The organism is Acrocarpospora phusangensis, from assembly GCF_016862995.1.
GTDB lineage: Bacteria > Actinomycetota > Actinomycetes > Streptosporangiales > Streptosporangiaceae > Acrocarpospora > Acrocarpospora phusangensis.
Map to the genome: position 1 here is coordinate 1 of NZ_BOOA01000021.1, position 21,140 is coordinate 21,140.

The following is a 21,140-nucleotide window of genomic DNA, read 5'->3' on the forward strand; positions in this document are numbered from 1 at the left end:
GCCGCCCTCGCCCGCGAGGTGGCGAAACTCCGCCGTCCCACCGTCGTCGCGTGGGCGGTGAACCAGCTCGCCCGCCGGAATCCGCCCGAGCTCGCCGAACTGCTCACCCTCGGCGAGGACCTCCGGCGGGCCTGGCAGGAGCAGGACGCGGCCGCCCTGGCCGCGCTGTCCGCCCGCAGGACCGCCCTCACCGCCCGCGTCGCCCGCCTCGTCGCCGACCTGGCCGCCGAATCCGGCCAGCGTCTCGCCGCGCTCACCGAGGTCGAGCAGACCCTCGACGCCGCCGTCGTCGACGCCGAGGCCGCCACCCGGGTACGGCAGGCGCGCCTCACCGCCGCCCTCGCCTACAGCGGCTTCGCGCCCGCCCCCGTCAGCCGCACCGCGACGCGCACCGCCGCCCCCAAAGCCCCGCGGCAGCCCGCCGCCGAGCGGGAGGCGGCGGCCAAACGCAGGGCGCAGGAGCTGGCGGAGGCGGCCGAGCGGGAGGCCGCCGAGTCGGAGGCGGCGCACGCGGAGTGGGCGCGCGAGCTGGCGGAAGCCGTACGGGAAAGGGATCGGCGGGCGGAGAAGCTGGCCGGGCTGGAGACCAAGCTGGCCGAGATCGAGAGCAGGCTGGCCGCCGCCAGGGAGAAGCACGCGCGTGCCGTCAAACGCGCGGACGCGGCCCAGCGCGACGAGGCCCGCGCCCGCCGCGGCGCGGCGTCCGCCCGTGCCCGCGCGGACGCCGCCAGGGACCGGCTCGCCGATCGGTGAAATCGCCCGGCGACAGACAGAGGTTTGTTCGGTAGCCTGAGTTCATTGTCTGGACTCAGGAGGCGGGTATGGAGTGGCAGCCGACTGCCTGTGTGCTGTGCGCCTGCAACTGCGGCATCGAGGTCAAACTCGACGGCCGCCGGTTCGAGCGCGTACGCGGCGACAAAGCGCATCCCTCCTCGCAGGGCTACACCTGCGAGAAGGCCCTCCGCCTGGACCACTACCAGAACGGCGCGGACCGGCTGACGCATCCGCTCCGCCGCCGCGCGGACGGCACCTTCGAGCGCGTCGACTGGGACACCGCCATCCGTGAGGTGGCCGCCGCCTTCGCCGGGACCCGCGACGCCCACGGCGGCGAGACGATCTTCTACTACGGCGGCGGAGGCCAGGGCAACCATCTCGGCGGCTCCTACGCCGGATCGTTCATGCGCGCCCTGGGCGCCCGCTACCGCTCCAACGCGCTGGCCCAGGAGAAGACCGGGCAGTTCTGGGTCGGCGACCGCATGCTCGGCAACGTCGCCACCGGCGACTTCGAGCACTGCGAGGTCGCGCTCTTCGTCGGCAAGAACCCCTGGCAGTCGCACGGCATCCCGCGCGCCCGCCCGACCCTGCGGGAGATCGCCCGCGACCCCGGCCGCTGCCTGATCGTGATCGACCCCCGCCGCACCGAGACGGCCGAACTCGCCGACATCCACCTGCGTCCCAAGCCCGGCGCCGACGCGTGGCTGCTGGCCGCGCTCACCGCGACCCTGGTCCAGGAGGACCTGCTGCCGCACGAGTGGCTGGCCGCCCACACGACCGGTCTGGACGAGGTCCGCGACGTGCTGGCCGCCGTCCCGGTCGCCCGGTACGCGGAGATCGCCGGTGTGGACGAGGACCTCGTCCGGCGGACCGCCCGCCGCATCGCCGCCGCGGATTCGGTGGCCGTGCACGAGGACCTGGGCGTGCAGATGACGCTGCACTCCACGGTCAACAGCTACCTGGACACGCTGCTCTGGGCGCTGACCGGCAACTTCGGGCGGCCGGGCACCAACAACCCGCCGATCCTGTTCGCGCCGCTGGTCACGTTCTCGCACTGGGGGCCGCGCGCCGAGCGGTTCAGCCCGGTGGCGGGGGCGCGGATCATCTCCGGCCTGGTGCCGTGCAACGTCATCGCGGACGAGATCCTCACCGATCATCCGCGGCGTTACCGGGCCATGCTGGTCGAGACCGCCAACCCGGCGCACTCGCTGGCCGGATCCGGGCGGATGCGGGAGGCTCTGGAGGCTCTGGACCTGCTGGTCGTCGTCGATGTCGCCATGACCGAGACCGCCCGCCTGGCCGACTACATCCTCCCGGCGCCCTCCCAGTTCGAGAAATGGGAGGCCACGTTCTTCAACGTGGAGACGCCGGCCAACTACTTCCATCTGCGCCGCCCGGTCCTCGATCCGCCGCCCGGCAGCGACCTGCTGCCCGAACCGGAGATCCACGCGCGCCTCTGCGAGGCCGTCGGCGCCGTCCCCGACCTGACGCCGCTGCGGAAGGCTCTGGCGGAGGGGCGGCCCGCGTTCGCGTCGGCTTTCCTGGCCGCGCTGGCCGATCCCGCGCTGGCCAAGGTCGCCCCGGTCGCCCTGTACCGCACGCTCGGGCCCACGCTCCCGGGAGGGGCCGCCGCGGCGGCCGGGCTCTGGGCGCTGGCCCACAAGGTCGCGCTGGCACAGCCCGCCGCCGTACGCCGGGCCGGGATCGAGGGGGAGGGGCTGGAGCTGGGGGACAACCTGTTCGACGCCGTGCTCGCCAGCCCGTCCGGGCTCGTGTTCACCATGGACGAGCCCGAGGACGGCCTGACCAGGGTGGGCACGCCCGACGGCAGGATCCACCTCGCGCTGCCCGACCTGCTCGCGGAGGTGGCCGCGCTCGGCGACGGGCCGCCCGCCGACCCCGACTACCCGTTCGTGCTCTCGGCCGGGGAACGCCGCGCCTTCACCGCCAACACGATTTTCCGCGACCCGGCCTGGCGGCGGCGCGACCCGGCGGGCAGCCTGCGCATCTGTCCCGCCGACGCGGCCGCCCTGGGCCTCGCCGAAGGTTCCCCCGCCCGTGTCACGACCCGCCAGGGCACGGTGGAAGCCCCGGTGGAGATCACCGACACGCTCCTGCCCGGCCACATCTCCCTTCCCAACGGCCTGGGCCTCACCTACCCGGACGCGGACGGCGCCCTCACCCCCACCGGTGTGTCGCCCAACGACCTCACCACCGCCTCCGACCGCGACCCGTACGCGGGGACGCCGTGGCACAAACACGTGCCCGCCAGGGTGGAGGCGGTCCTCGCCACGTGAATCCGCGGCGCGAGCCCGGAGCACACGGCCTGGCCGACAGCGCCGCCCAGCTCACCACCCCCGGCCGGCGCGCCCCAAGCCGCCGCTCAGCAACCTCCGGTGGCGCGGCTCACCGTGTGGCCGGCGCGGGTGGCGAGGCGGGCGAAGCGGGTGGCGTCCCGGACGGCGGCGCCGGTGGCGTCGTTGTTGAAGTAGACGTAGGCGTCGTCGAGGTGGTCGAGGCGGCGGAGCCAGGAGCGGAAGGCGGCGTCGCCGTACGAGGGGGGCCGGGCGGAGGCGCCCTGGTGGAAGCGGAGGTAGGCCCACTCGGTGGTACGCCACAGGGGCGTCTGGGGACGGCCGAAGCGGTCGCTCCAGCAGAGGGCGGCGGCGTGGGAGCGGAGGATGTCCTTGATCTCGGGGGTCCACCACGAGGCGTGGCGGGGCTCGACGGCCACCCGTACGCCGGAGGGGAAGCAGCTCAGGCAGGCCGCCAGGGCGTCCGGCCGGGCCTCCAGGGTCGGGGGGAGCTGGAGCAGGACGGGGCCGAGCTTGTCGCCCAGGCCGGAGGCCGCGTCGAGGAGGCGGTGGACCGGATCCTTCGGGTCGGCGAGGCGTCTGACGTGGGTGAGGTAGCGGCTGGCCTTGATCGTCATGACGAAGTCGTCGGGGGTGCGGGCGCGCCAGTCCTCGAAGGTCTCCCGGGCGGGCAGGCGGTAGAAGGTGCCGTTGTTCTCGACGGTCTGGAAGCAGTCGCCGTACCGCTCCAGCCAGCGCTTCTGGGCGAGGCCGGGCGGATAGAGGACGCCGCGCCAGTCGGCGTACTGCCAGCCGGACGTTCCCACCAGCACAGGGATCACCCCTACCCGTGAACGGGCTGCCAGGCGGCGAAGGGGGCGCCCATCGGATCGCCGAGGACGGCGAAACGGCCGCTGCCGGGCATGTCGATCGGGCCGAGCAGGACCCGCCCGCCGAGGCCGCGCGCCTGGGCGATGGTGGCGTCGAGGCTGGCGGTGCCGAAGTAGACCAGCCAGCGGGGCGGGATCTCGGCCGGGAACTGGTCGTCGGGCCGGAGGATGCCGGCGACGGGGCTGCCGTCGCAGAGCATGGGCGTGTAGCGGTCCGCCGGGGCCGCCGCCATCCAGCCGAAGACCTGCTCGTAGAAGTCCTTCGCGGTCTCCACGTCGTCGGTCACGAGTTCGAGCAGGCTCACCGCGCCCGGCTCGTTGATCAGTTCGGCACCGGCGTGCAGATCAGCCTGCCAGACTCCCGCGTACGCGCCGGTGGGGTCCCGGAACACCGCCACCGTGCCCTCGCCCGTGATCTCCATGGGTTCGGCGATGACCTCGGCCCCCGCCTCCCTGGCCAGCTCGACGCTCTTGGCGGCGTCGTCGGTGGCGATGTAGATGTTCCACACGGTGGGCGTGCCGTCGCCCATGGTCGAGCCGAGCCCGGCCACGGACTTGTCCCTGCGGTAGAACTGCCCGTACCCGCCGACCTCGTCGAACTCGATCGTCCAGCCGAAGATCTGCCCATAGAAACCGACGGACTCGTCCACGTTCGCGGTCGACAGGTCAACCCAGCACGGCATGCCCGCCCGATATTTCGTGATTACCGCCATGCCCGCCCCTCCTTATCGCACGCCTTATACGTCTGACGCACCAGAAGTCACGGAAAATCCGGCTTTTGCGGGATGAGTTCGAAGGGTTTACCCAGGGACCTCAACACCTATGCCAGGGTTGGCGGCCGTCAAGCCAGGGAGTGTTGTGCACGGCGCTCGTCAAGGGGACGCGATGCGTCCCAGACCGGGCGGGATCTGCGCCGCCGCCGCGCGGTCGAGCAGGAACAGCGTGCGCTGCCGCCCGCGCGCCCCCGCGGCCGGCGCCTGCAGCCGCCCCGCCGTCAGCGCCAGATGCACCGCCTGCGCCTTCTCCGCCCCAGCCGCCACGACCCACACCTCACGCGCGGCCTGGATCGCCGGAAAGGTGAGCGACACCCGGGTGGGCGGCGGCTTGGGGGAGTTGTGCACCGCCACCACCGACCGCTCCTCCTCGTACAGCGCCGGATGCCCGGGGAACAGGGACGCGACGTGCGAGTCCGGGCCCATGCCGAGCATGAGCACGTCGAAGGAGGGCACCGGCCCGTGATCCTCCGGATTGGCCGCCTTGGCCAGCTCCGCCGCGTATGCCTCGGCCGCCTCCTCGGCGGTCAGCCCCGCGCCGGCGGGCGCCATCGCGTGCACCCGGGACGGCGTCAGCTCGACCCGGTCCAGCAGCGCCTCCCTGGCCTGCGTCTCGTTCCGCTCCGGATCCCCGGCGGGCAGGAACCGCTCGTCCCCCCACCACAGGTCCAGCGCGCGCCAGTCGATCGCGTCCCTGGCCGGGGTCGCCGCCACGGCGGCCAGCGTGGCGATGCCGACCGTGCCGCCCGTCAGGACGACGTGCGCCGACCCCCGCGCGGCCTGCACGTCCACCAGCCGCGTGATCAGCCGCGCCGCGACCGCCTCGGCCAGCACGGCCGCGTTGTTGTGCACGAGGACGCTGGGAACACTCAAGGGAACTTCCTCCGGTGGTACAGGAAAAGGGGCCGGACCCATCGCGGATCCGGCCCCCATGGAGTCACTTCGCGCTGGTGGCCAGGTGCTTCAGCGCCGACGCGTAGATCTCGTCCGGGTCCAGCCGGCGCAGCTCCTCGGCGATCAGCTCCGAGGTCGGCCGCCGGGCCAGCGCCACCCGCCGGTCCGGCTGACCGGGCCGCGACAGCGTGGCCAGGCGGGCGTCCGACCGGGTGATGGTCAGGTCGCCGCCGTCCGCCAGGTTCAGCCGCACCGTCGTCAGCCCCGGACCCGCCGATTCGCCCACCTCGATGGGCGCGCCGAGCCGGTCCGACAGCCACGCCGCCAGCAGGACCGCGCTGGCGTGCCCGGGGATCGCCTCCACGATGCCCCGCCTGACCTTGCCGATCCGCTGGTCGAACGCCGCGGCCAGCAGCGAACGCCAGGTCGTCAGCCTGGTCCAGGACAGGTCGGTGTCGCCCGGCACGTACCCGTCGCAGCGGCCGGCGATCGACTTCACCGAGTCCCGCGAGGCGAGCGCGTCGGTGATCCGGCGGCTGGCCAGCTTGCCGACCTTGTCGTCGGCCGGCACGCGCGGGCTCGCGCCCGGCCACCAGACCACCACCGGCGTGTCGGTCAGCAGCAGCGGGCTGATCACCGACTCGGCGTGCTGGGTCAGCTCGCCGTAGAGGCGGAGCAGCACCACCTCGCCGGGGGAGGACTCGCCGACCCGCAGTTCCGCGTCGAGCCGGTTGGGCTCGGCCGGGTCGCGCGCGATCACCACCAGGATCCTGGACGGGTGCTCGCGGGCGGCCTCGGTGGCGGCGCGGACCGAGTCGTACTGCCCGGCCTCGTCGCAGACCACGACCAGCGTGAGCACCATGCCCACGGCCGGCGCGCCCATCTGGTGGCGCAGCTTGGTCAGCGTCGCCGAGATGTCCGACGCCTTCGTTCCGGTCAGGTTGAAGCTGGTCACAGCCGCCTCCAGACGCGTCCGTCGCGGGCCAGCATGGCGTCGGCCGAGGACGGCCCCCAGCTGCCGGCCGGGTACCCGTCCGGACGCCCGTGCTTGGCCCAGTACTCCTCGATCGGGTCGAGGATCTGCCAGGACAGCTCCACCTCCCGCTGGTGCGGGAACAGCGGCGGATCTCCTATCAACACGTCCAGCAGCAGCCGCTCGTACGCCTCCGGCGAGCTCTCCATGAACGACTCGCCGTACGCGAAGTCCATCGAGACGTCCCGGACCTCCATCGCCGTGCCCGGCACCTTGGAGCCGAACCTGACGGTGATGCCCTCGTCCGGCTGCACCCGGATGACCAGCGCGTTCTGCCCCAGGATCTCGGTGTCGTCCTTGCTGAACGGCAGGTGCGGGGCCCGCTCGAACACCACGGCCACCTCGGTCACCCGGCGGCTCAGCCGTTTGCCCGCGCGCAGGTAGAACGGCACGCCCGCCCAGCGCCGGTTGGCCACCTCCAGCTTGATCGCCGCGTAGGTGTCGGTCTTGGACTCGGGCGGGATGCCGTCCTCCTCCAGGTATCCGATCACCCGTTCGCCGCCCTGCCAGCCGCCCGTGTACTGGCCCCGGGCGGTGCCCGTCCCGAGGTCCTCGGGGAGCCGCACCGCCTTGAGCACCTTCTCCTTCTCCCGGCGCAGCGAGTCGGCGTCGAAGGAGGTCGGGTCCTCCATCGCGACCAGCGCCAGCAGCTGCAGCAGGTGGTTCTGGATGACGTCCCTGGCCGCGCCGATGCCGTCGTAGTAGCCGGCCCGGCTGCCGATCCCGATGTCCTCGGCCATCGTGATCTGCACGTGGTCGACGTAGCCGCGGTTCCAGATCGGCTCGTACAGGGTGTTGGCGAAGCGGAGCGCCAGGATGTTCTGGACGGTCTCCTTGCCCAGGTAGTGGTCGATCCGGAAGACCGAGCTCTCCGGGAAGACCGCGCTGGTGATGGCGTTGAGCTCCTGGGCGCTCTTCAGGTCGTGCCCGAACGGCTTCTCGATCACCACCCGGCGCCAGGCCCCCTCCGGGGCCTTCGCCAGGTTGGTGCGCTTGAGCTGCTCGATCACCGTCGGGAAGAACTTCGGCGGGACCGACAGGTAGAAGGCGTAGTTGCCGCCCGTGCCCCGGGTCTCGTCGATCTCCTTCAGCATCATCGCGAGCACGTCGAACGCGCCGTCGTCGTGGAACTCGCCCGGGCAGAAGTGGATGCCCTCGCAGATCTGCTTCCAGACCTCCTCCCGGAACGGCGTGCGCGCGTGCTCCTTCACCGCCTCGTACGTGACCTGCGCGAAGTCCTCGTGCGCCCAGTCCCGGCGGGCGAACCCGACCAGGGAGAAGCCGGGCGGCAGCAGCCCCCGGTTGCCCAGGTCGTAGATCGCCGGGAGCAGTTTGCGCTTGGCCAGGTCGCCGGTGACGCCGAACAGCACCAGCACGCACGGCCCGGCCACCCGCGGCAGCCGCTTGTCCCGGGGATCGCGCAGCGGGTTCTGGTCGTACGCCTCAGCGGTGGTGGCCGTGGCCGCCACCGCCGCGGCGGCCACGTGCGCCTCTTCCGAGATCGCGGGCTGCTTGCCCGCGTTGTTCCGTGCCATTGCTCAGAGCTCCTCCGCTACGGCGAGCAGATGGGCGACCCCGGCCACCCGATCGGTCAGATGCAACCGTACGGTGGGCCGGTTACGGGACCGTAGCGCTCCGATGTCCCCCAGGGCCTGCGCCAGCTGCAATCGCCCCAGCGTGTACGGCCGGCCCGGCACCGGCACGTCGTCCGAGACCGCGCCGGTGATCTGCAGGAACACCCCGGACTGCGGGCCGCCCTTGTGGAACTGCCCGGTCGAGTGCAGGAACCGGGGGCCCCAGCCGAAGGTCACCGCGTGCCCGGTCCGGTAGTCCAGCAGCGCCCGCAGGGTGGCCACGTCGGCGGCGGCCCAGGCCTCGGCGGTCTGCTCGAAGTCGGCGGTGCCGAGCGGCGCTGCGTCGTAGGCCGCCTCCCGGTCCAGGTACGCCATGATCGCCAGGTACCCCCGCTCCGGGATCGCGTGGAGCAGGGCGGTGAGCACGTCGGCCAGGTTCTTGGGGTGGCCGGGCAGCTCGCCGTACACCTCGACCGGGCCGTCCACCAGCAGCGGCGCGCCGATCTCCGGAGCGGATTCCAGGATCTTGCCGGTGTTCTCCTTGGACTCGGCCACGTTCGGCTGGTTGAACGGGTCGATGCCGAGCACCCGGCCGGCGATGGCCGTCGCGTACTCCCAGACCAGGAACTGGGCGCCGAGCGGGCCCTCGACCCGGACGTCGCCCTCGGCGCCGATGTTGACCGTGTACTGGTCGGGCCCCTCGGCCGACTCGGCGCCGACCACCGGCAGGATGCCCTTGCCGGACTTGCCGGTGGACTCGGCGATCAGCTGCTCGATCCAGTCGGGCAGGCCGTTGATGTCGGACAGGCTGTCGCGCAGGATCAGCTTGTCCTTCCCGGCCAGCGCCATCGCGCCGAGCAGGGCGCCCAGGTCCAGGCCGGGGTTGCCCTCGTCCCGCGCCAGCAGCGGCTGCACGGCCGCCGCGTCGTCGAGCAGCCGGGCCACGTCCGCGCCCGCCACCGCGCTCGGCACCAGGCCGAACGCGCTCAGCGCGCTGTAGCGCCCGCCGACGTTCGGGTCGGCCAGGAACACCTGGTAGCCGGCCTCGCCGGCCGACTTCTCCAGCGGCGAGCCCGGGTCGGTGACGACCACGATCCGGTCGGCCGGGTCGATCCCGGCGTCCCGGAACGCCTGCTCGTAGATGCGCCGGTGGCTGTCGGTCTCCACCGTGCCGCCGCTCTTGCTGGAGACGACCACGATCGTGCGGTCCAGCCGGTCGCCGAGCGCCCGCCGCACCTGCCCGGGGTCGGTGGTGTCCAGCACGGTCAGCGGCACGTCCTCGGTGGCGCAGATCACCTCGGGCGCGAGCGAGGAGCCGCCCATGCCGGCCAGCACCACGTGGTCGAGCCCTTCGGCCCGGACCCGCTCCACCAGCTTGGCGATCTCCGGCAGCAGCTCCCTGCTGGTCCGCGCCAGGTTCAGCCAGCCGAGCCGGATCTCGGCCTCGGGCTGCGCCTCCGGCCCCCACAGCGTGGGGTCCCCTTCGGCGAGCGCCCGCGGCACCCCCGCCCCGGCCAGCTCCCCGCGTACGGCGTCCGCGGCCCCGGCCGCGTCGCCCAGGTACACCTCGACGCCCATGTCAGGCCTTCCCCAGTTCCGCCTGGACGGTGTCGATGAGCTCCTGCCAGGACGCGGCGAACTTGTCGACACCCTCCTCCTCCAGCACCCGTACGACGTCGTCGTAGTCGATGCCGGCCTCCTTGAGCGCGGCCATGGTGTTCCAGGCCTGCTCGTAGAAGGGGCGGATGGTGTCGCCGGAGATCTTGCCGTGGTCGGCGACGGCGTTCATCGTCTTCTCCGGCATGGTGTTCACGGTCCCGGCGGTGACCAGCTCGTCCACGTACAGCGTGTCCGGGTAGTCCGGGTTCTTGGTGCCGGTGGAGGCCCACAGCGGACGCTGCGGGCGCGCCCCGGCGGCGCGCAGGGCCTGCCACCGCGGCGTGTTCACGACCTCTTCGAACGCCGCGTACGCCAGGCGGGCGTTGGCCACCGCGGCCTTGCCCTTCAGCTCCAGCGCCTCCGGCGTGCCGATCTTGTCCAGCCGGGCGTCCGCCTCGGTGTCCACCCGGCTCACGAAGAACGAGGCCACCGACTCGATGCCGGCCAGCGGGATGCCCTTGGCCTGCGCCTGCTCCAGGCCGGTCAGCCAGGCGTCCATGACCGCGCGGTAGCGCTCCAGCGAGAAGATCAGCGTCACGTTGACGCTGATGCCCTCGGCGATGGCCGCGGTGATCGCGGGCAGGCCCTCCACGGTCGCCGGGATCTTGATGAACAGGTTGGGCCGGTCCACCAGCCACCACAGCGCCCGCGCTTCGGCGATGGTCGCCTCGGTGTTCCTGGCCAGCCGGGGGTCCACCTCGATGGAGACCCGTCCGTCCACGCCGCCGGTCGCGTCGTACACCGGCCGCAGCACGTCGGCCGCCCACCGGATGTCGAACGTGGTGAGCGCCCGCACGGCCTCGTCCACCGAGGTCTCGCGCACGGCCAGGTCGTGCAGCTGCGTCTGGTACGCCTCGCCCTTGCTGAGGGCGGCCGCGAAGATGGTCGGGTTGGAGGTGACGCCGGTGACCCGCTTGTCGCGGATCAGGGCGGCCAGGTTGCCGCTCTTGAGCCGGTCCCGGCTGATGTCGTCGAGCCAGATCGACACCCCGAAGCCGGTGAGCTTGTTCAGAATCTCAGTCATGTCTAGTTTCCCGTCGTCTCGCCGGGGTCGCCGCCCAGCTTCGCGATGCTGCCCTTGGCCGCGGCCACCACTCGCTCGGCGGTGAGGCCGAACTGCTCGTACAGAGTCCGGTACGGCGCGGACGCGCCGAAGTGCTCAAGGCTGACCACGTTCCCATGGTCTCCCACGAACTCCCGCCAGCCCAGGGCGATGCCCGCCTCCACGGCCACGCGGGCCGGCACCGAGGGGGGCAGCACGGTCATCCGGTAGGCGGCGTCCTGGGCGTGGAACCACTCCACGCACGGCATCGACACCACCCGGGTGGGGACGCCCTCCGCCTCCAGCAGCCCGCGGGCCTCGACGGCGATCTCGACCTCGCTGCCGGTGGCGATCAGGAGCACCTCGGGCTGGCCGTTGGAGGCCTCTTCGAGGATGTAGCCGCCCTTGGCCACCTTGGCGGCGTCGCCGGTGCCCGCGAACACGGGCAGGTTCTGCCGGGTGAGCGCCAGCGCGGCCGGGCGGTCGGTGTGCTCCAGCACGACGTGCCAGGCGGCGGCGGTCTCGTTGGCGTCGGCCGGGCGGACCACGTCCAGGCCGGGGATGGCGCGCAGCGCCCACAGGTGCTCGACCGGCTGGTGGGTCGGGCCGTCCTCGCCCAGGCCGATGGAGTCGTGCGTCCACACGTAGGTGACCGGCAGCTTCATCAGCGCGGCCAGCCGGACGGCCGGGCGCATGTAGTCGCTGAACACCAGGAACGTGCCACCGTACGGCCGGGTGCCGCCGTGCAGGGCGATGCCGTTGAGGATGGCGCCCATGCCGTGCTCACGGATGCCGAAGTGCAGCGTCCGCCCGTACGGGTTGCCGGGGAACTCCTTGGTCTGGAACTCCTCGGGGATGAAGGACGGCTGGCCCTTCATGGTCGTGTTGTTGGACTCGGCCAGGTCGGCGGAGCCGCCCCACAGCTCGGGCAGGACCGGGCCGAGCGCGGACAGCACCTCGCCGGAGGCCTTGCGGGTGGAGACGGAGGAGCCGATCTCGAAGCTGGGCAGCGCGGCCGTCCAGCCGTCGGGCAGGGTGCGGGTGGCCAGGCGGTCGAAGAGGGCGGCCCGCTCGGGGTGGGCGTCGCGCCACTCCAGGTAGCCCTTCTCCCAGGCGGCGTGCGCGGAGCGGCCGCGCTCGACCACCGCGCGCGCGTGGGCCAGCACGTCGGCGGGGACCGCGAAGGACTGCTCCGGGTCCATGCCGAGCACCCGCTTGGTGGCGGCCACCTCGTCCGCGCCCAGCGCCGAGCCGTGGATCTTGCCGGTGTTCTGCTTGTGCGGCGCCGGCCAGCCGATGATCGTGCGCAGCCGGATGAACGAGGGCCGGTCGGTCTCGGCGCGAGCGGCCTCCAGGGCCTCGTTGAGGGCCCGGACGTCCTCGACATACTCGCCGGTCTCGGTCCAGTCCACGGTCTGGGTGTGCCAGCCGTACGCCTCGTAGCGCTTGACCACGTCCTCGGAGAGGGCGATCTGGGTGTCGTCCTCGATGGAGATGTGGTTGGAGTCGAAGATGACGGTCAGGTTGCCCAGCTGCTGGTGGCCGGCCAGGGCGCTGACCTCGTGGCTGATGCCCTCCTCGATGTCGCCCTCGGAGGCGATGCACCAGATGTGGTGGTCGAAGGGGGAGGCGCCGGCCTCGGCCTCGGGGTCGAACAGGCCGCGCTCGCGGCGGGCCGCCATGGCCATGCCGACCGCGTTGCCGATGCCCTGGCCGAGCGGTCCCGTGGTGGTCTCCACGCCGACCGTGTGGCCGTGCTCGGGGTGGCCGGGGGTGAGGCTGTCCCACTGGCGCAGGCCCTTGAGGTCCTCGATGGTCAGGCCGTACCCGGACAGAAAGAGCTGGATATATAGCGTCAGGCTGGAATGCCCGCACGAAAGGACGAATCTATCCCTGCCCACCCAGGTCGGGTCGGAGGGGTCGTGCCGCATGGTCTTCTGGAACAGAAGGTAGGCGGCGGGGGCGAGGCTCATCGCGGTGCCGGGGTGGCCCGAGCCCGCCTTCTCGACCGCGTCCATCGCCAGGGCACGCACCACGTCGACGGCCTGCCGATCGAGGTCGCCCCACTCAAGGCTTGCGCTGCTCAACTGCTCGATCCCCTCTGATTTTTTCGCGCCGGTTTTGGCATTTCCCGCCCACACGGGACCTTAACGGGTCGGCTGGCGTACCGTTCGGTAGACCACCTGGTAACCGCCCCGTATCCCTCCGGTGTCCGCGCTCGATCCGACCTGAGCAGCCCCGATTCAGGGACCGCCGGTTCCCGGGACTACAGTGAGTCCTCAAGTTGCCGGCGGCTGTCCGGAGATCCGCTCTAATCAGAGGTTACGCGTTGACCCCGCACGTGCTGGAAGCGCCTTGACGGTGCTGACGAACAACCCGACGACGGTCCCGGCCGGGGCCGCGACCACGGCCCGCCGCACCGCCGGCGAGGTCGTGCGGGCCTATGTGGCGCTGACGAAGCCGCGGATCATCGAGCTGCTGCTGATCACCACGCTGCCCGTCATGTTCCTGGCCGCCCGTGGCCTGCCCGATCTGTGGCCGGCGACCTGGACGATGGTGTTCGGCACCCTGTCGGCGGGCAGCGCGAACGCGCTGAACTGCTACATCGACAGGGACATCGACGAGGTGATGCGGCGCACCCGCCGCCGCCCGCTCGCCCGCCACCAGGTCTCCCCGCGCGGCGCGCTGGTCTTTGGCGTGATTTTGGGTGCCTTGTCCACTTTTGGCCTTGCTTTGACGGTGAACTGGATCGCGGCGTGGTTGTCCCTCGCCGCCATCCTGTTCTACGTGCTCGTCTACTCGATGATCCTGAAGCGGCGCACGTCGCAGAACATCGTGTGGGGCGGCATCGCCGGCTGCATGCCGGTGCTGATCGGCTGGGCCGGGATCACCGGCGAGCTGGCCTGGGCCCCGCTGGTGCTGTTCGGCGTGGTGTTCTTCTGGACGCCGCCGCACACCTGGACGCTGGCCATGCGCTACCGCGAGGACTACGCCGCCGCCGCGGTGCCGATGCTGCCGGTGGTGGCCTCCGACCGGGTGGTCGTCCGGCAGGTCATCGCCTACACCTGGGCGACCGTGCTCTGCTCGCTGCTGCTCTGGCCGGTCGCCGCCACCACCCCGCTCTACCCGGCCGTCGCCGCCGCCCTCGGCGCCGCCTGCCTGTTCGAGGTGTACGCGCTGCGCCGCCGCCTCAACGCCGGCAAGACCGGGGTGGACCTGCGGCCGATGCGGTTCTTCCACTGGTCCAACATCTACCTGGCGCTGCTGTTCCTGGCCGTCGCGGTGGACTCCCTGCTGGTGTGACGAGAATCTTCGGGAACGGGAGCGGACAGGACGTTGCGGGTCGGTTACGCTCGCGGGATGGCGAGCCTTGATCCGCGCGCGGTGCTGAGAGAACGCCCGTCGCTCGGCCTGATCATCGGCCTCGTGGTGGCGGGCATCTGCGCCCTGGTGTCGTTCTCCTTCGACATCCTCAACGGCGAGCCCGTGCACTTCTTCATCGCGCTGGCGCTGGCCATCGCGCCCGTGCCGCTGCTGCTGGCGGGCGTGCTGGCGCTGGACCGCATGGAGCCGGAGCCGCGCAGCAACCTGATCTTCGCCTTCGCCTGGGGCGCGGGGGTGGCCGTGCTGATCGCGGGCATCCTCAACTCGCTCAACCTGATCTACGTGGAGAACCGGCTCGGCGACGCGGCGACCGCCCGCAACTACGTGGCCACCTTCGGCGCGCCGCTGGTCGAGGAGACGATGAAGGGCCTGGTGCTGCTCGGCCTGCTCCGGTTCCGGCGGTACGAGCTGGACGGCCCCACCGACGGCATCATCTACGCCAGCATGGTCGGCCTGGGCTTCGCCATGTCGGAGAACGTCAGCTACTACCTGGCGGCGCTGGCCGACAACGGCCCGGAGGGCCTGGCCGCCACCGTGGTGCTGCGCGGGATCCTGTCGCCGTTCGCGCATCCGCTGTTCACGTCGTTGATCGGCATCGCGGTGGCGTACGCGGCGCTGCGCAAGGGCGCGGGGTGGGTGGTCCTGCTCGGGTGGCTGGGGGCCATGGCGCTGCACGGGCTCTGGAACGGGCTCGCCTCCTTCGGCGGGTTCCAGGGGCTGGCGGTGGCGTACCTGCTGCTGATGGCGCTGCTGTTCGTGGAGCTGTGGGTGATCGTCAGGGACCGGAAGCGCATCGTCGGGCTGATCCAGCACTACCTGCCGCCGTACGAGGCGAACGGGCTGATCAACGCCTCCGACATCTTCATGCTCTCGTCGCTGGAGAAGCGCCGCCAGGCCCGGCAGTGGGCCAGGGCCAACGGCGGCAGGGCGGGGCTGCTGGCGATGAGCGACTACCAGCTGGCCGCGACCGAGCTCGGCCTGCTGCACGAGCGCGCGGTCCGCGGCGGCGTCGGCGAGGCGGACTTCCGGATCAGGCAGCGGTCCTTCGCCGACCTGATGGCCTACGCCCGCTCCAACTTCCCCGTCCCCGAGCGCCACCAGGCCTCCGCCGCCCGCGGCGTCCCGCCGCCCGGCTACGCGCCCGGCGCGCCGCCGAACGTGCCGCCGGGCACGCGGTACCCGCCGCCGATCTGATGAACCACCCAGGTCAGATGCCGACCTGGGCGGCCTTGGCTTGGGGGGCGGTGGCGTCGGGGAGGGAGCCTCGGCTGCGCATGAGGAAGACCACGCGGAGAGTGGCGATCCAGACCAGGGTGGAGCCCAGCACGTGCAGGCCGACGAGGAAGGCGGGGACGGCCAGGAAGTACTGGACGTAGCCGATGACGCCCTGGGCCAGTTCCACGGCGAACAGGACGAGGGCGGCGCGGCGGGCCAGGCCGGGGGCGTTGGTGACGTGCAGGGCGAAGGCGAGCGCGATGGTGAGGCCGACCGCGATCCAGACCAGGTCGGCGTGGATGCGGGCGACGGTCTCGATGTCGAAGGAGAAGCGGGAGGCGGCCTCGTCGCCGGAGTGCGGTCCGGTGCCGGTGACGACCACGCCCGCGACCAGGAGCACGAGGACCGAGCCGACCAGCGCGAAGCCGAGCGTGCGGATGTCGCGGTGGACCAGGCGGCGCGGGGGCTCGTCGCCCTCGCCGGAGCGGGCGTAGAGGGCGTACGCGGCGGCGATCATGCCGATGGAGACCAGGAAGTGCACGCTCACGGTGACCGGGTTGAGCGCGGAGCGCACCACCAGGCCGCCCCAGAGGCCCTGGGTGAGCACGCCCACCGGCTGGAGCGCCGCCAGGCGCAGCAGCGACGAGCGGCGGGGGGTCAGGCGCAGCGCCGCCAGGAAGCAGGCCACCGCGACCGCGAGGACGAGGAAGGTCAGCATGCGGTTGCCGAACTCGATCGCGGTGTTGATCGGGGAGATCTCGGGGTGCGCGACCGGGATGAAGCTGTCCGGGGTGCATCTCGGCCAGGTCGGGCAGCCGAGGCCGGAGCCGGTCAGGCGGACGGCGGCGCCGGTGACCGTGATGCCCGCGTTGACCACGACCGCCGCCAGTGCCCATCCGCGCATGCTGCGCCGGGTGGGGGTCCAGAACGACTGATGGAGAGAGCGCAGGTTCACGCCTGACATCGTAGGTGCCGTGGGCGGCGGTCCCGGTTTCGCCCTCACGCTCTTGCGGGCACCCGGTGGCATGTGACATTTTACCTTCATGCCGGACGTGGTGGTGATCGGGGCGGGGGTCGTGGGGGCCGCGTGCGCCCTCTACGCCGCGCGGGCCGGCCTCGGCGTCACCGTCGTGGACCAGGGCACGGTCGCGGGCGGGACCACGGGGGCGGGGGAGGGCAACGTCCTGGTCTCCGACAAGGAACCGGGGCCCGAACTGGACCTGGCGCTGCTGTCGTCCGGGCTCTGGGCCGGGCTGGCCGCCGACGTCGGCGGCTTCGAGCACGAGCCGAAGGGCGGCCTGGTCGTCGCCGAGACGCCCGAGGCCATGACCGCGCTGACCGGTCTCGCCGCCAAGCAGGAGTCCAGCGGCGTACGGGCCGCAGGGGTGGAGCCGCAGGACTACGAACCGCACATCACCTCCGGGCTGGCCGGGGCCGTGTACTACCCGCAGGACGCGCAGGTCCAGCCCATGCTGGCCGCCGCCCGCCTGCTGCGCGCCAGCGGCGCCCAGGTCCGCACGGGCGTACGGGTGACGGGTCTCACCCGGTCGGGGGACCGGATCACCGGGGTGCGCACCGACGAGGGCGACCTGCGCGCCGGAGCCGTCGTGAACGCGGCGGGCACCTGGGCGGGCGACGTCGCCGCGCTGGCCGGGATCCGGCTGCCGGTGCTGCCCCGGCGCGGCTTCATCCTGGTGACCGAACCCCTGCCGGAGCCGCTGATCCGGCACAAGGTCTACACCGCCGCGTACGTCACCAACGTGGCCAGCGAGGACGAGGGCCTGGAGACCTCGGCCGTGGTGGAGGGCACGCCGGCCGGGACCGTGCTCATCGGGGCCTCCCGGGAACGCGTGGGCTACGACCGGACGGTGTCGTATCCGGTGCTGGCCAGGCTGGCCGCGCAGGCCGTCGCGCTCTTCCCGGCCCTCGCCGGCCGGCAGGTCATCCGGGCGTACTGCGGCTTCCGGCCGTACTGCCCGGATCATCTCCCGGTGATCGGCCCGGATCCGCGTGCGCCCGGTCTCTTCCACGCCACCGGACACGAGGGCGCGGGCATCGGCCTCGCCCCGGCCACCGGCCTGCTGATCTCCCGGCTCCTCACCGGCGCGGCCCCGCCGCTGGACCTCTTCCCGTTCCGTCCCGAGAGGTTCGCATGAGCGGCTTCGAGATCGTCTTCTCCGGGCGGCCGATCCCGGTCACACCCGGTCAGACCATCGGCGCGGCCCTGCACGCCGCCGGGATCAGGTCCTGGCGCACCACGCGGGTGAACGGCCGTCCGCGCGGCCTGTTCTGCGGCATCGGCGTCTGCTTCGACTGCCTGCTCACCGTCAACGGCGAGTCCGGCGTGCGCGCCTGCCTGCGGGTCGCCGCTCCGGGAGACGAGGTGACCCCGTCATGAGGTACGACCTCGCGGTCATCGGAGCCGGACCGGCCGGCATGGCGGCGGCCGGCGCGGCGGCGCGTGGCGGCCTGCGGGTGGCCCTGATCGACGGCGCGCCCCGGCTCGGCGGCCAGTTCCACCGCCAGCCGCCGCCCGGCGCGGGCCCGCCCAGTCAGGACTTCCTCCGGCTGCGCGACCGGCTGACCAGGGCCGACCTGCATCTGGGCCGCCGGGTCTGGGCGGTGGAGCCGGGCTTCTCCGTGCACCACGACGGCGGCACCCTGACCGCCGAGCGGCTGCTGATCGCCACCGGCGCGCACGACCGCGTCCTGCCGTTCCCCGGCTGGGACCTGCCCGGCGTGCTGACCGCCGGAGGCGCCCAGGCCCTGCTCAAGGGGAACCTCGTGGTGGCGGGCCGCCGGATCGTGGTGGCCGGGACCGGGCCCTTCCTGCTTCCCGTCGCGACGGGACTGGCCGCCGCCGGCGCCCGCGTCGCCGGCGTGTTCGAGGCGTCCCACCGGCTGGGCGCGCTGGCCCGCCACCCCGCCAGAGCCGTCCAGGGCGCCGGATACGGCCTGCGCCTCGCGCGGCACCGGGTGCCGTACCACCGGGGACAGGCCGTCGTCGCCGCGCACGGGGACGACGCGCTCACCGGAGTCACCGTCGCCGACATCGACAGGGACTGGCGGGTGCTCGGCACCCGGGAGATCGCCTGCGACACGCTCGCCGTCGGCTACGGGTTCACGCCCCAGCTGGACCTGGCCGTGCAGCTCGGCTGCGCCACCACCCGCGACCCCGACGGCACCCCCGTCGTCGCGGTCGACGCCGGGCAGCGCACCTCGGTCCCCGGCGTGTACGCGGCCGGCGAGACCACCGGCGTCGGCGGCGCGGAACTGGCCGAACTCGAAGGGCTCGCCGCCGCCTGCGCCGTCCTCGGCACGCCGCTCCCGGAGCGGCTGGCCCGCCGCCGCGACCGGGCCAGGGAGTTCGCCCGGCTGCTGCACGAGGTGTTCCCCGTCCGCGACGGCTGGCGGACCTGGCTGCGCGACGACACGCTCGTCTGCCGGTGCGAGGAGGTCCCGTACCGGGACATCGAGGACGCCCGCGACCTGGGGGCCACCGACGCGCGGTCGATCAAGCTGCTGGCACGGCCAGGCATGGGCTGGTGCCAGGGCCGGATGTGCGGCTACGCCGTCGCCCGCCTGGCCGGTGAGGACCCGCCCCCGCCGCGCCGCCCCATCGCCCAGCCCATCACCCTGCAGGATCTGGCCGCCCACCCCCGGAGGAGCCCCGATGTCCCGTGAGAAGCCGTGGCGCGGCGTGATGGTCGCCACCGCGCTCCCGCTCAACCCCGACCTGTCCGTCGACTTCGACGCGTACGCCGAGCACTGCCGCTGGCTGGTCGCCTCCGGCTGCGACGGCGTCGTGCCCAACGGCTCGCTGGGCGAGTACCAGACCCTCACCCCCGAGGAGCGCGCCCGAGTCGTGGAGACCGCCGTCGCGGCGATCGGGGCGGACCGGGTCATGCCGGGCATCGCCGCGTACGGCGCGCACGAGGCCAGGCGCTGGGCCGAGCAGGCCGCCGAGGCCGGATGCGGCGCGGTCATGCTGCTGCCGCCCAACGCGTACCGGGCCGACGAGCGGGCCGTGCTGGAGCACTACCGGATCGTGGCCGGGGCGGGCGTGCCCGTCGTCGCGTACAACAACCCGATCGACACCAAGGTCGACCTCGTCCCGGGGCTGCTGGCGCGGCTGCACGCCGAGGGGCTGATCGTGGCGGTCAAGGAGTTCACCGGCGACGTGCGCAGGGCGTACGAGATCGCGGAGCTGGCGCCCGGCCTCGACCTGCTGGTCGGCTCCGACGACGTGCTGCTCGAACTGGCCCTGGCCGGGGCGGTCGGCTGGGTGGCCGGCTACCCGAACGCGCTGCCCGAGTCCACGGCGGCCCTCTACCGGGCGGCGGTGGCCGGGGACCTGGAGACCGCCCTGCCCCTGTACCGTGCGTTGCATCCGCTGCTGCGCTGGGACGCCAGGACCGAGTTCGTGCAGGCCATCAAACTCTCCATGGACCTGGCCGGGCGCCGGGGCGGCGGCTGCCGCCCGCCCAGGCAGCCGCTGCTCGCCGACCAGGACGCCGCGGTCCGGGCGGCGACCGAGAAGTGCCTGGCGGAAGGACTGCGCTGACATGCGGACCAAACGTGTCTTCCACGCGGTGGACTCGCACACCGAGGGCATGCCCACCCGGGTCATCACCGGGGGAGTCGGGGTGATCCCGGGCGCCACCATGGCCGAGCGCCGGGAGCATTTCATGGCCGAGCTGGACCATGTGCGCACCCTGCTCATGTACGAGCCGCGCGGGCACGCGGCCATGAGCGGCGCCATCCTCCAGCCGCCCACCCGCCCGGACGCCGACTGGGGGGTGCTCTTCATTGAGGTGTCCGGCTGCCTGCCCATGTGCGGGCACGGCACGATCGGCGTGGCCACCGTGCTGGTCGAGACGGGCATGGTGGAGGTGACCGAGCCGGTCACCACGATCCGCCTGGACACCCCGGCGGGACTGGTCACCGCGTCCGTCGCCGTCGAGGACGGGGCCGCGAGGTCGGTCACGATCCAGAACGTGGCGTCCTACAGCGTCGCCTTGGACCAGACCGTAAAAGTGGCCGGATATGGCGAAATAACCTATGACCTCGCCTATGGCGGGAATTTTTACGCGATTATCCCCATCGAGGCCGTCGGGCTTCCGTTCGACCGGGCGTACAAACAGCAGATCCTGGACGCCGGGCTGGCAATCATGGACGCCATTCCCGAACCCGTGCACCCGCTCGACCCGGGTATCAGGGGCTGCCACCACGTGCAGTTCGTCGCCCCCGGCTCCGACGCCCGGCTCTCCCGCCACGCCATGGCCATCCACCCCGGCTGGTTCGACCGCTCCCCGTGCGGCACCGGCACCAGCGCCAGGATGGCCCAGCTCCACGCCCGCGGCGAACTCCCCGTCGGTACGGACTTCGTCAACGAGTCCTTCATCGGCACCCGCTTCACCGGACGCCTGATCGAGGAGACCACCGTCGGCGGCCACCCGGCCGTGGTCCCGACGATCACCGGCCGGGCCTGGGTCACCGGCACCGCCCAATATTTCCTCGATCCGTCTGACCCGTTCCCAAAAGGATTCCTGCTCTGACGTCCTGATGCCGTTTGTCCTGATGCGAAACGGTACGATCCCTCTTTGGC

Annotated in this window: 17 protein-coding genes and 1 pseudogene; 9 read left to right on the forward strand and 9 right to left on the reverse strand. The window is 72.6% G+C overall.

Features of this window, described 5'->3' with window-relative positions; all coding sequences use genetic code 11:
* Window positions 1-753 (forward strand): annotated as a pseudogene (locus Aph01nite_RS14690) (hypothetical protein); the annotation flags it as partial.
* Window positions 754-821: 68 nt separating this feature from the next.
* Window positions 822-3,071, forward strand: a complete 2,250-nt coding sequence (locus tag Aph01nite_RS14695; RefSeq protein ID WP_204041424.1) for a molybdopterin-dependent oxidoreductase — start codon at window positions 822-824, stop codon at window positions 3,069-3,071.
* 86 nt (window positions 3,072-3,157) lie between these two features.
* On the opposite strand, the gene Aph01nite_RS14700 is transcribed toward Aph01nite_RS14695, so the two are convergent.
* The 8 genes from Aph01nite_RS14700 to tkt all read right to left on the reverse strand — a co-directional run bounded on the left by Aph01nite_RS14700 (window position 3,158) and on the right by tkt (window position 12,951).
* Window positions 3,158-3,901 carry a DUF72 domain-containing protein gene (locus tag Aph01nite_RS14700; protein WP_239161695.1) on the reverse strand — a complete coding sequence of 248 codons (744 nt, stop codon included), beginning with the start codon at window positions 3,899-3,901 and terminating at the stop codon, window positions 3,158-3,160.
* 11 nt (window positions 3,902-3,912) lie between these two features.
* Window positions 3,913-4,671 carry a VOC family protein gene (locus Aph01nite_RS14705; protein WP_204041425.1) on the reverse strand — a complete coding sequence of 253 codons (759 nt, stop codon included), beginning with the start codon at window positions 4,669-4,671 and terminating at the stop codon, window positions 3,913-3,915.
* Between the two features lie 159 nt (window positions 4,672-4,830).
* Window positions 4,831-5,604 (reverse strand): 6-phosphogluconolactonase, encoded by a 774-nt coding sequence (gene pgl, locus Aph01nite_RS14710; protein WP_204041426.1) that lies wholly within the window; start codon window positions 5,602-5,604, stop codon window positions 4,831-4,833.
* Between the two features lie 64 nt (window positions 5,605-5,668).
* Window positions 5,669-6,580: a glucose-6-phosphate dehydrogenase assembly protein OpcA gene (locus Aph01nite_RS14715; protein ID WP_373872297.1), complete on the reverse strand. Its 912-nt coding sequence runs from the start codon at window positions 6,578-6,580 to the stop codon at window positions 5,669-5,671.
* Window positions 6,577-8,193: a glucose-6-phosphate dehydrogenase gene (zwf, locus tag Aph01nite_RS14720; RefSeq protein ID WP_204041427.1), complete on the reverse strand. Its 1,617-nt coding sequence runs from the start codon at window positions 8,191-8,193 to the stop codon at window positions 6,577-6,579. Before zwf ends, Aph01nite_RS14715 begins: the two co-directional genes overlap by 4 nt.
* Before the next feature lie 3 nt (window positions 8,194-8,196).
* A complete protein-coding gene (locus tag Aph01nite_RS14725) occupies window positions 8,197-9,810 on the reverse strand; it encodes a phosphoglucose isomerase-related protein (protein ID WP_204041428.1) in 1,614 nt (537 codons plus the stop codon).
* 1 nt (window position 9,811) lies between these two features.
* Entirely contained in the window at window positions 9,812-10,915 is a 1,104-nt protein-coding gene (gene tal, locus Aph01nite_RS14730) for a transaldolase (protein ID WP_204041429.1), read from the reverse strand.
* Window positions 10,916-10,917: 2 nt separating this feature from the next.
* The gene (tkt, locus tag Aph01nite_RS14735; protein ID WP_373872299.1) at window positions 10,918-12,951 is read right to left on the reverse strand and encodes a transketolase; all 2,034 of its coding nucleotides are present in this window, start codon (window positions 12,949-12,951) and stop codon (window positions 10,918-10,920) included.
* Between the two features lie 337 nt (window positions 12,952-13,288).
* Here tkt and Aph01nite_RS14740 point away from each other — a divergent pair, with 337 nt between their 5' ends.
* Both Aph01nite_RS14740 and Aph01nite_RS14745 read left to right on the forward strand, forming a co-directional pair.
* Entirely contained in the window at window positions 13,289-14,236 is a 948-nt protein-coding gene (locus tag Aph01nite_RS14740; RefSeq protein ID WP_239161696.1) for a heme o synthase, read from the forward strand.
* Between the two features lie 57 nt (window positions 14,237-14,293).
* Entirely contained in the window at window positions 14,294-15,511 is a 1,218-nt protein-coding gene (locus tag Aph01nite_RS14745) for a PrsW family intramembrane metalloprotease (protein ID WP_204041430.1), read from the forward strand.
* Window positions 15,512-15,524: 13 nt separating this feature from the next.
* On the opposite strand, the gene Aph01nite_RS14750 is transcribed toward Aph01nite_RS14745, so the two are convergent.
* Window positions 15,525-16,496, reverse strand: coding sequence for a COX15/CtaA family protein (locus Aph01nite_RS14750; protein WP_204041431.1), 972 nt, complete (start codon window positions 16,494-16,496; stop codon window positions 15,525-15,527).
* Between the two features lie 79 nt (window positions 16,497-16,575).
* On the opposite strand from Aph01nite_RS14750, the gene Aph01nite_RS14755 reads away from it, so the two are divergent.
* The 5 genes from Aph01nite_RS14755 to Aph01nite_RS14775 are packed head-to-tail and all read left to right on the forward strand — an operon-like array spanning window position 16,576 to window position 21,090.
* On the forward strand, window positions 16,576-17,688 hold the full coding sequence (locus Aph01nite_RS14755) for an NAD(P)/FAD-dependent oxidoreductase (protein ID WP_204041432.1): 1,113 nt from the start codon (window positions 16,576-16,578) through the stop codon (window positions 17,686-17,688).
* On the forward strand, window positions 17,685-17,930 hold the full coding sequence (locus tag Aph01nite_RS14760; protein WP_204041433.1) for a (2Fe-2S)-binding protein: 246 nt from the start codon (window positions 17,685-17,687) through the stop codon (window positions 17,928-17,930). The genes Aph01nite_RS14755 and Aph01nite_RS14760 overlap by 4 nt, the downstream gene beginning before the upstream one ends.
* Complete coding sequence (locus Aph01nite_RS14765) at window positions 17,927-19,216, forward strand: FAD/NAD(P)-dependent oxidoreductase (protein WP_204041434.1); 1,290 nt, start codon at window positions 17,927-17,929, stop codon at window positions 19,214-19,216. Before Aph01nite_RS14760 ends, Aph01nite_RS14765 begins: the two co-directional genes overlap by 4 nt.
* A complete protein-coding gene (locus Aph01nite_RS14770) occupies window positions 19,206-20,096 on the forward strand; it encodes a dihydrodipicolinate synthase family protein (protein ID WP_204041435.1) in 891 nt (296 codons plus the stop codon). Before Aph01nite_RS14765 ends, Aph01nite_RS14770 begins: the two co-directional genes overlap by 11 nt.
* A 1-nt stretch (window position 20,097) precedes the next feature.
* Complete coding sequence (locus tag Aph01nite_RS14775) at window positions 20,098-21,090, forward strand: proline racemase family protein (RefSeq protein WP_204041436.1); 993 nt, start codon at window positions 20,098-20,100, stop codon at window positions 21,088-21,090.
* The last annotated feature ends 50 nt before the right edge of the window (window positions 21,091-21,140 follow it).

Excerpts from the sequence above, each read along its gene's own strand:
- Aph01nite_RS14745 (WP_204041430.1), top strand. The coding sequence starts at position 14,294 with ATGGCGAGCCTTGATCCGCGCGCGGTGCTGAGAGAACGCCCGTCGCTC.
- zwf (WP_204041427.1), bottom strand. The coding sequence starts at position 8,193 with ATGGCACGGAACAACGCGGGCAAGCAGCCCGCGATCTCGGAAGAGGCG.
- Aph01nite_RS14755 (WP_204041432.1), top strand. The coding sequence starts at position 16,576 with ATGCCGGACGTGGTGGTGATCGGGGCGGGGGTCGTGGGGGCCGCGTGC.
- tkt (WP_373872299.1), bottom strand. The coding sequence starts at position 12,951 with ATGGACGCGGTCGAGAAGGCGGGCTCGGGCCACCCCGGCACCGCGATG.
- Aph01nite_RS14695 (WP_204041424.1), top strand. The coding sequence starts at position 822 with ATGGAGTGGCAGCCGACTGCCTGTGTGCTGTGCGCCTGCAACTGCGGC.
- tal (WP_204041429.1), bottom strand. The coding sequence starts at position 10,915 with ATGACTGAGATTCTGAACAAGCTCACCGGCTTCGGGGTGTCGATCTGG.
- Aph01nite_RS14775 (WP_204041436.1), top strand. The coding sequence starts at position 20,098 with ATGCGGACCAAACGTGTCTTCCACGCGGTGGACTCGCACACCGAGGGC.
- Aph01nite_RS14705 (WP_204041425.1), bottom strand. The coding sequence starts at position 4,671 with ATGGCGGTAATCACGAAATATCGGGCGGGCATGCCGTGCTGGGTTGAC.
- Aph01nite_RS14765 (WP_204041434.1), top strand. The coding sequence starts at position 17,927 with ATGAGGTACGACCTCGCGGTCATCGGAGCCGGACCGGCCGGCATGGCG.
- Aph01nite_RS14760 (WP_204041433.1), top strand. The coding sequence starts at position 17,685 with ATGAGCGGCTTCGAGATCGTCTTCTCCGGGCGGCCGATCCCGGTCACA.
- Aph01nite_RS14725 (WP_204041428.1), bottom strand. The coding sequence starts at position 9,810 with ATGGGCGTCGAGGTGTACCTGGGCGACGCGGCCGGGGCCGCGGACGCC.
- Aph01nite_RS14770 (WP_204041435.1), top strand. The coding sequence starts at position 19,206 with ATGTCCCGTGAGAAGCCGTGGCGCGGCGTGATGGTCGCCACCGCGCTC.
- Aph01nite_RS14750 (WP_204041431.1), bottom strand. The coding sequence starts at position 16,496 with ATGTCAGGCGTGAACCTGCGCTCTCTCCATCAGTCGTTCTGGACCCCC.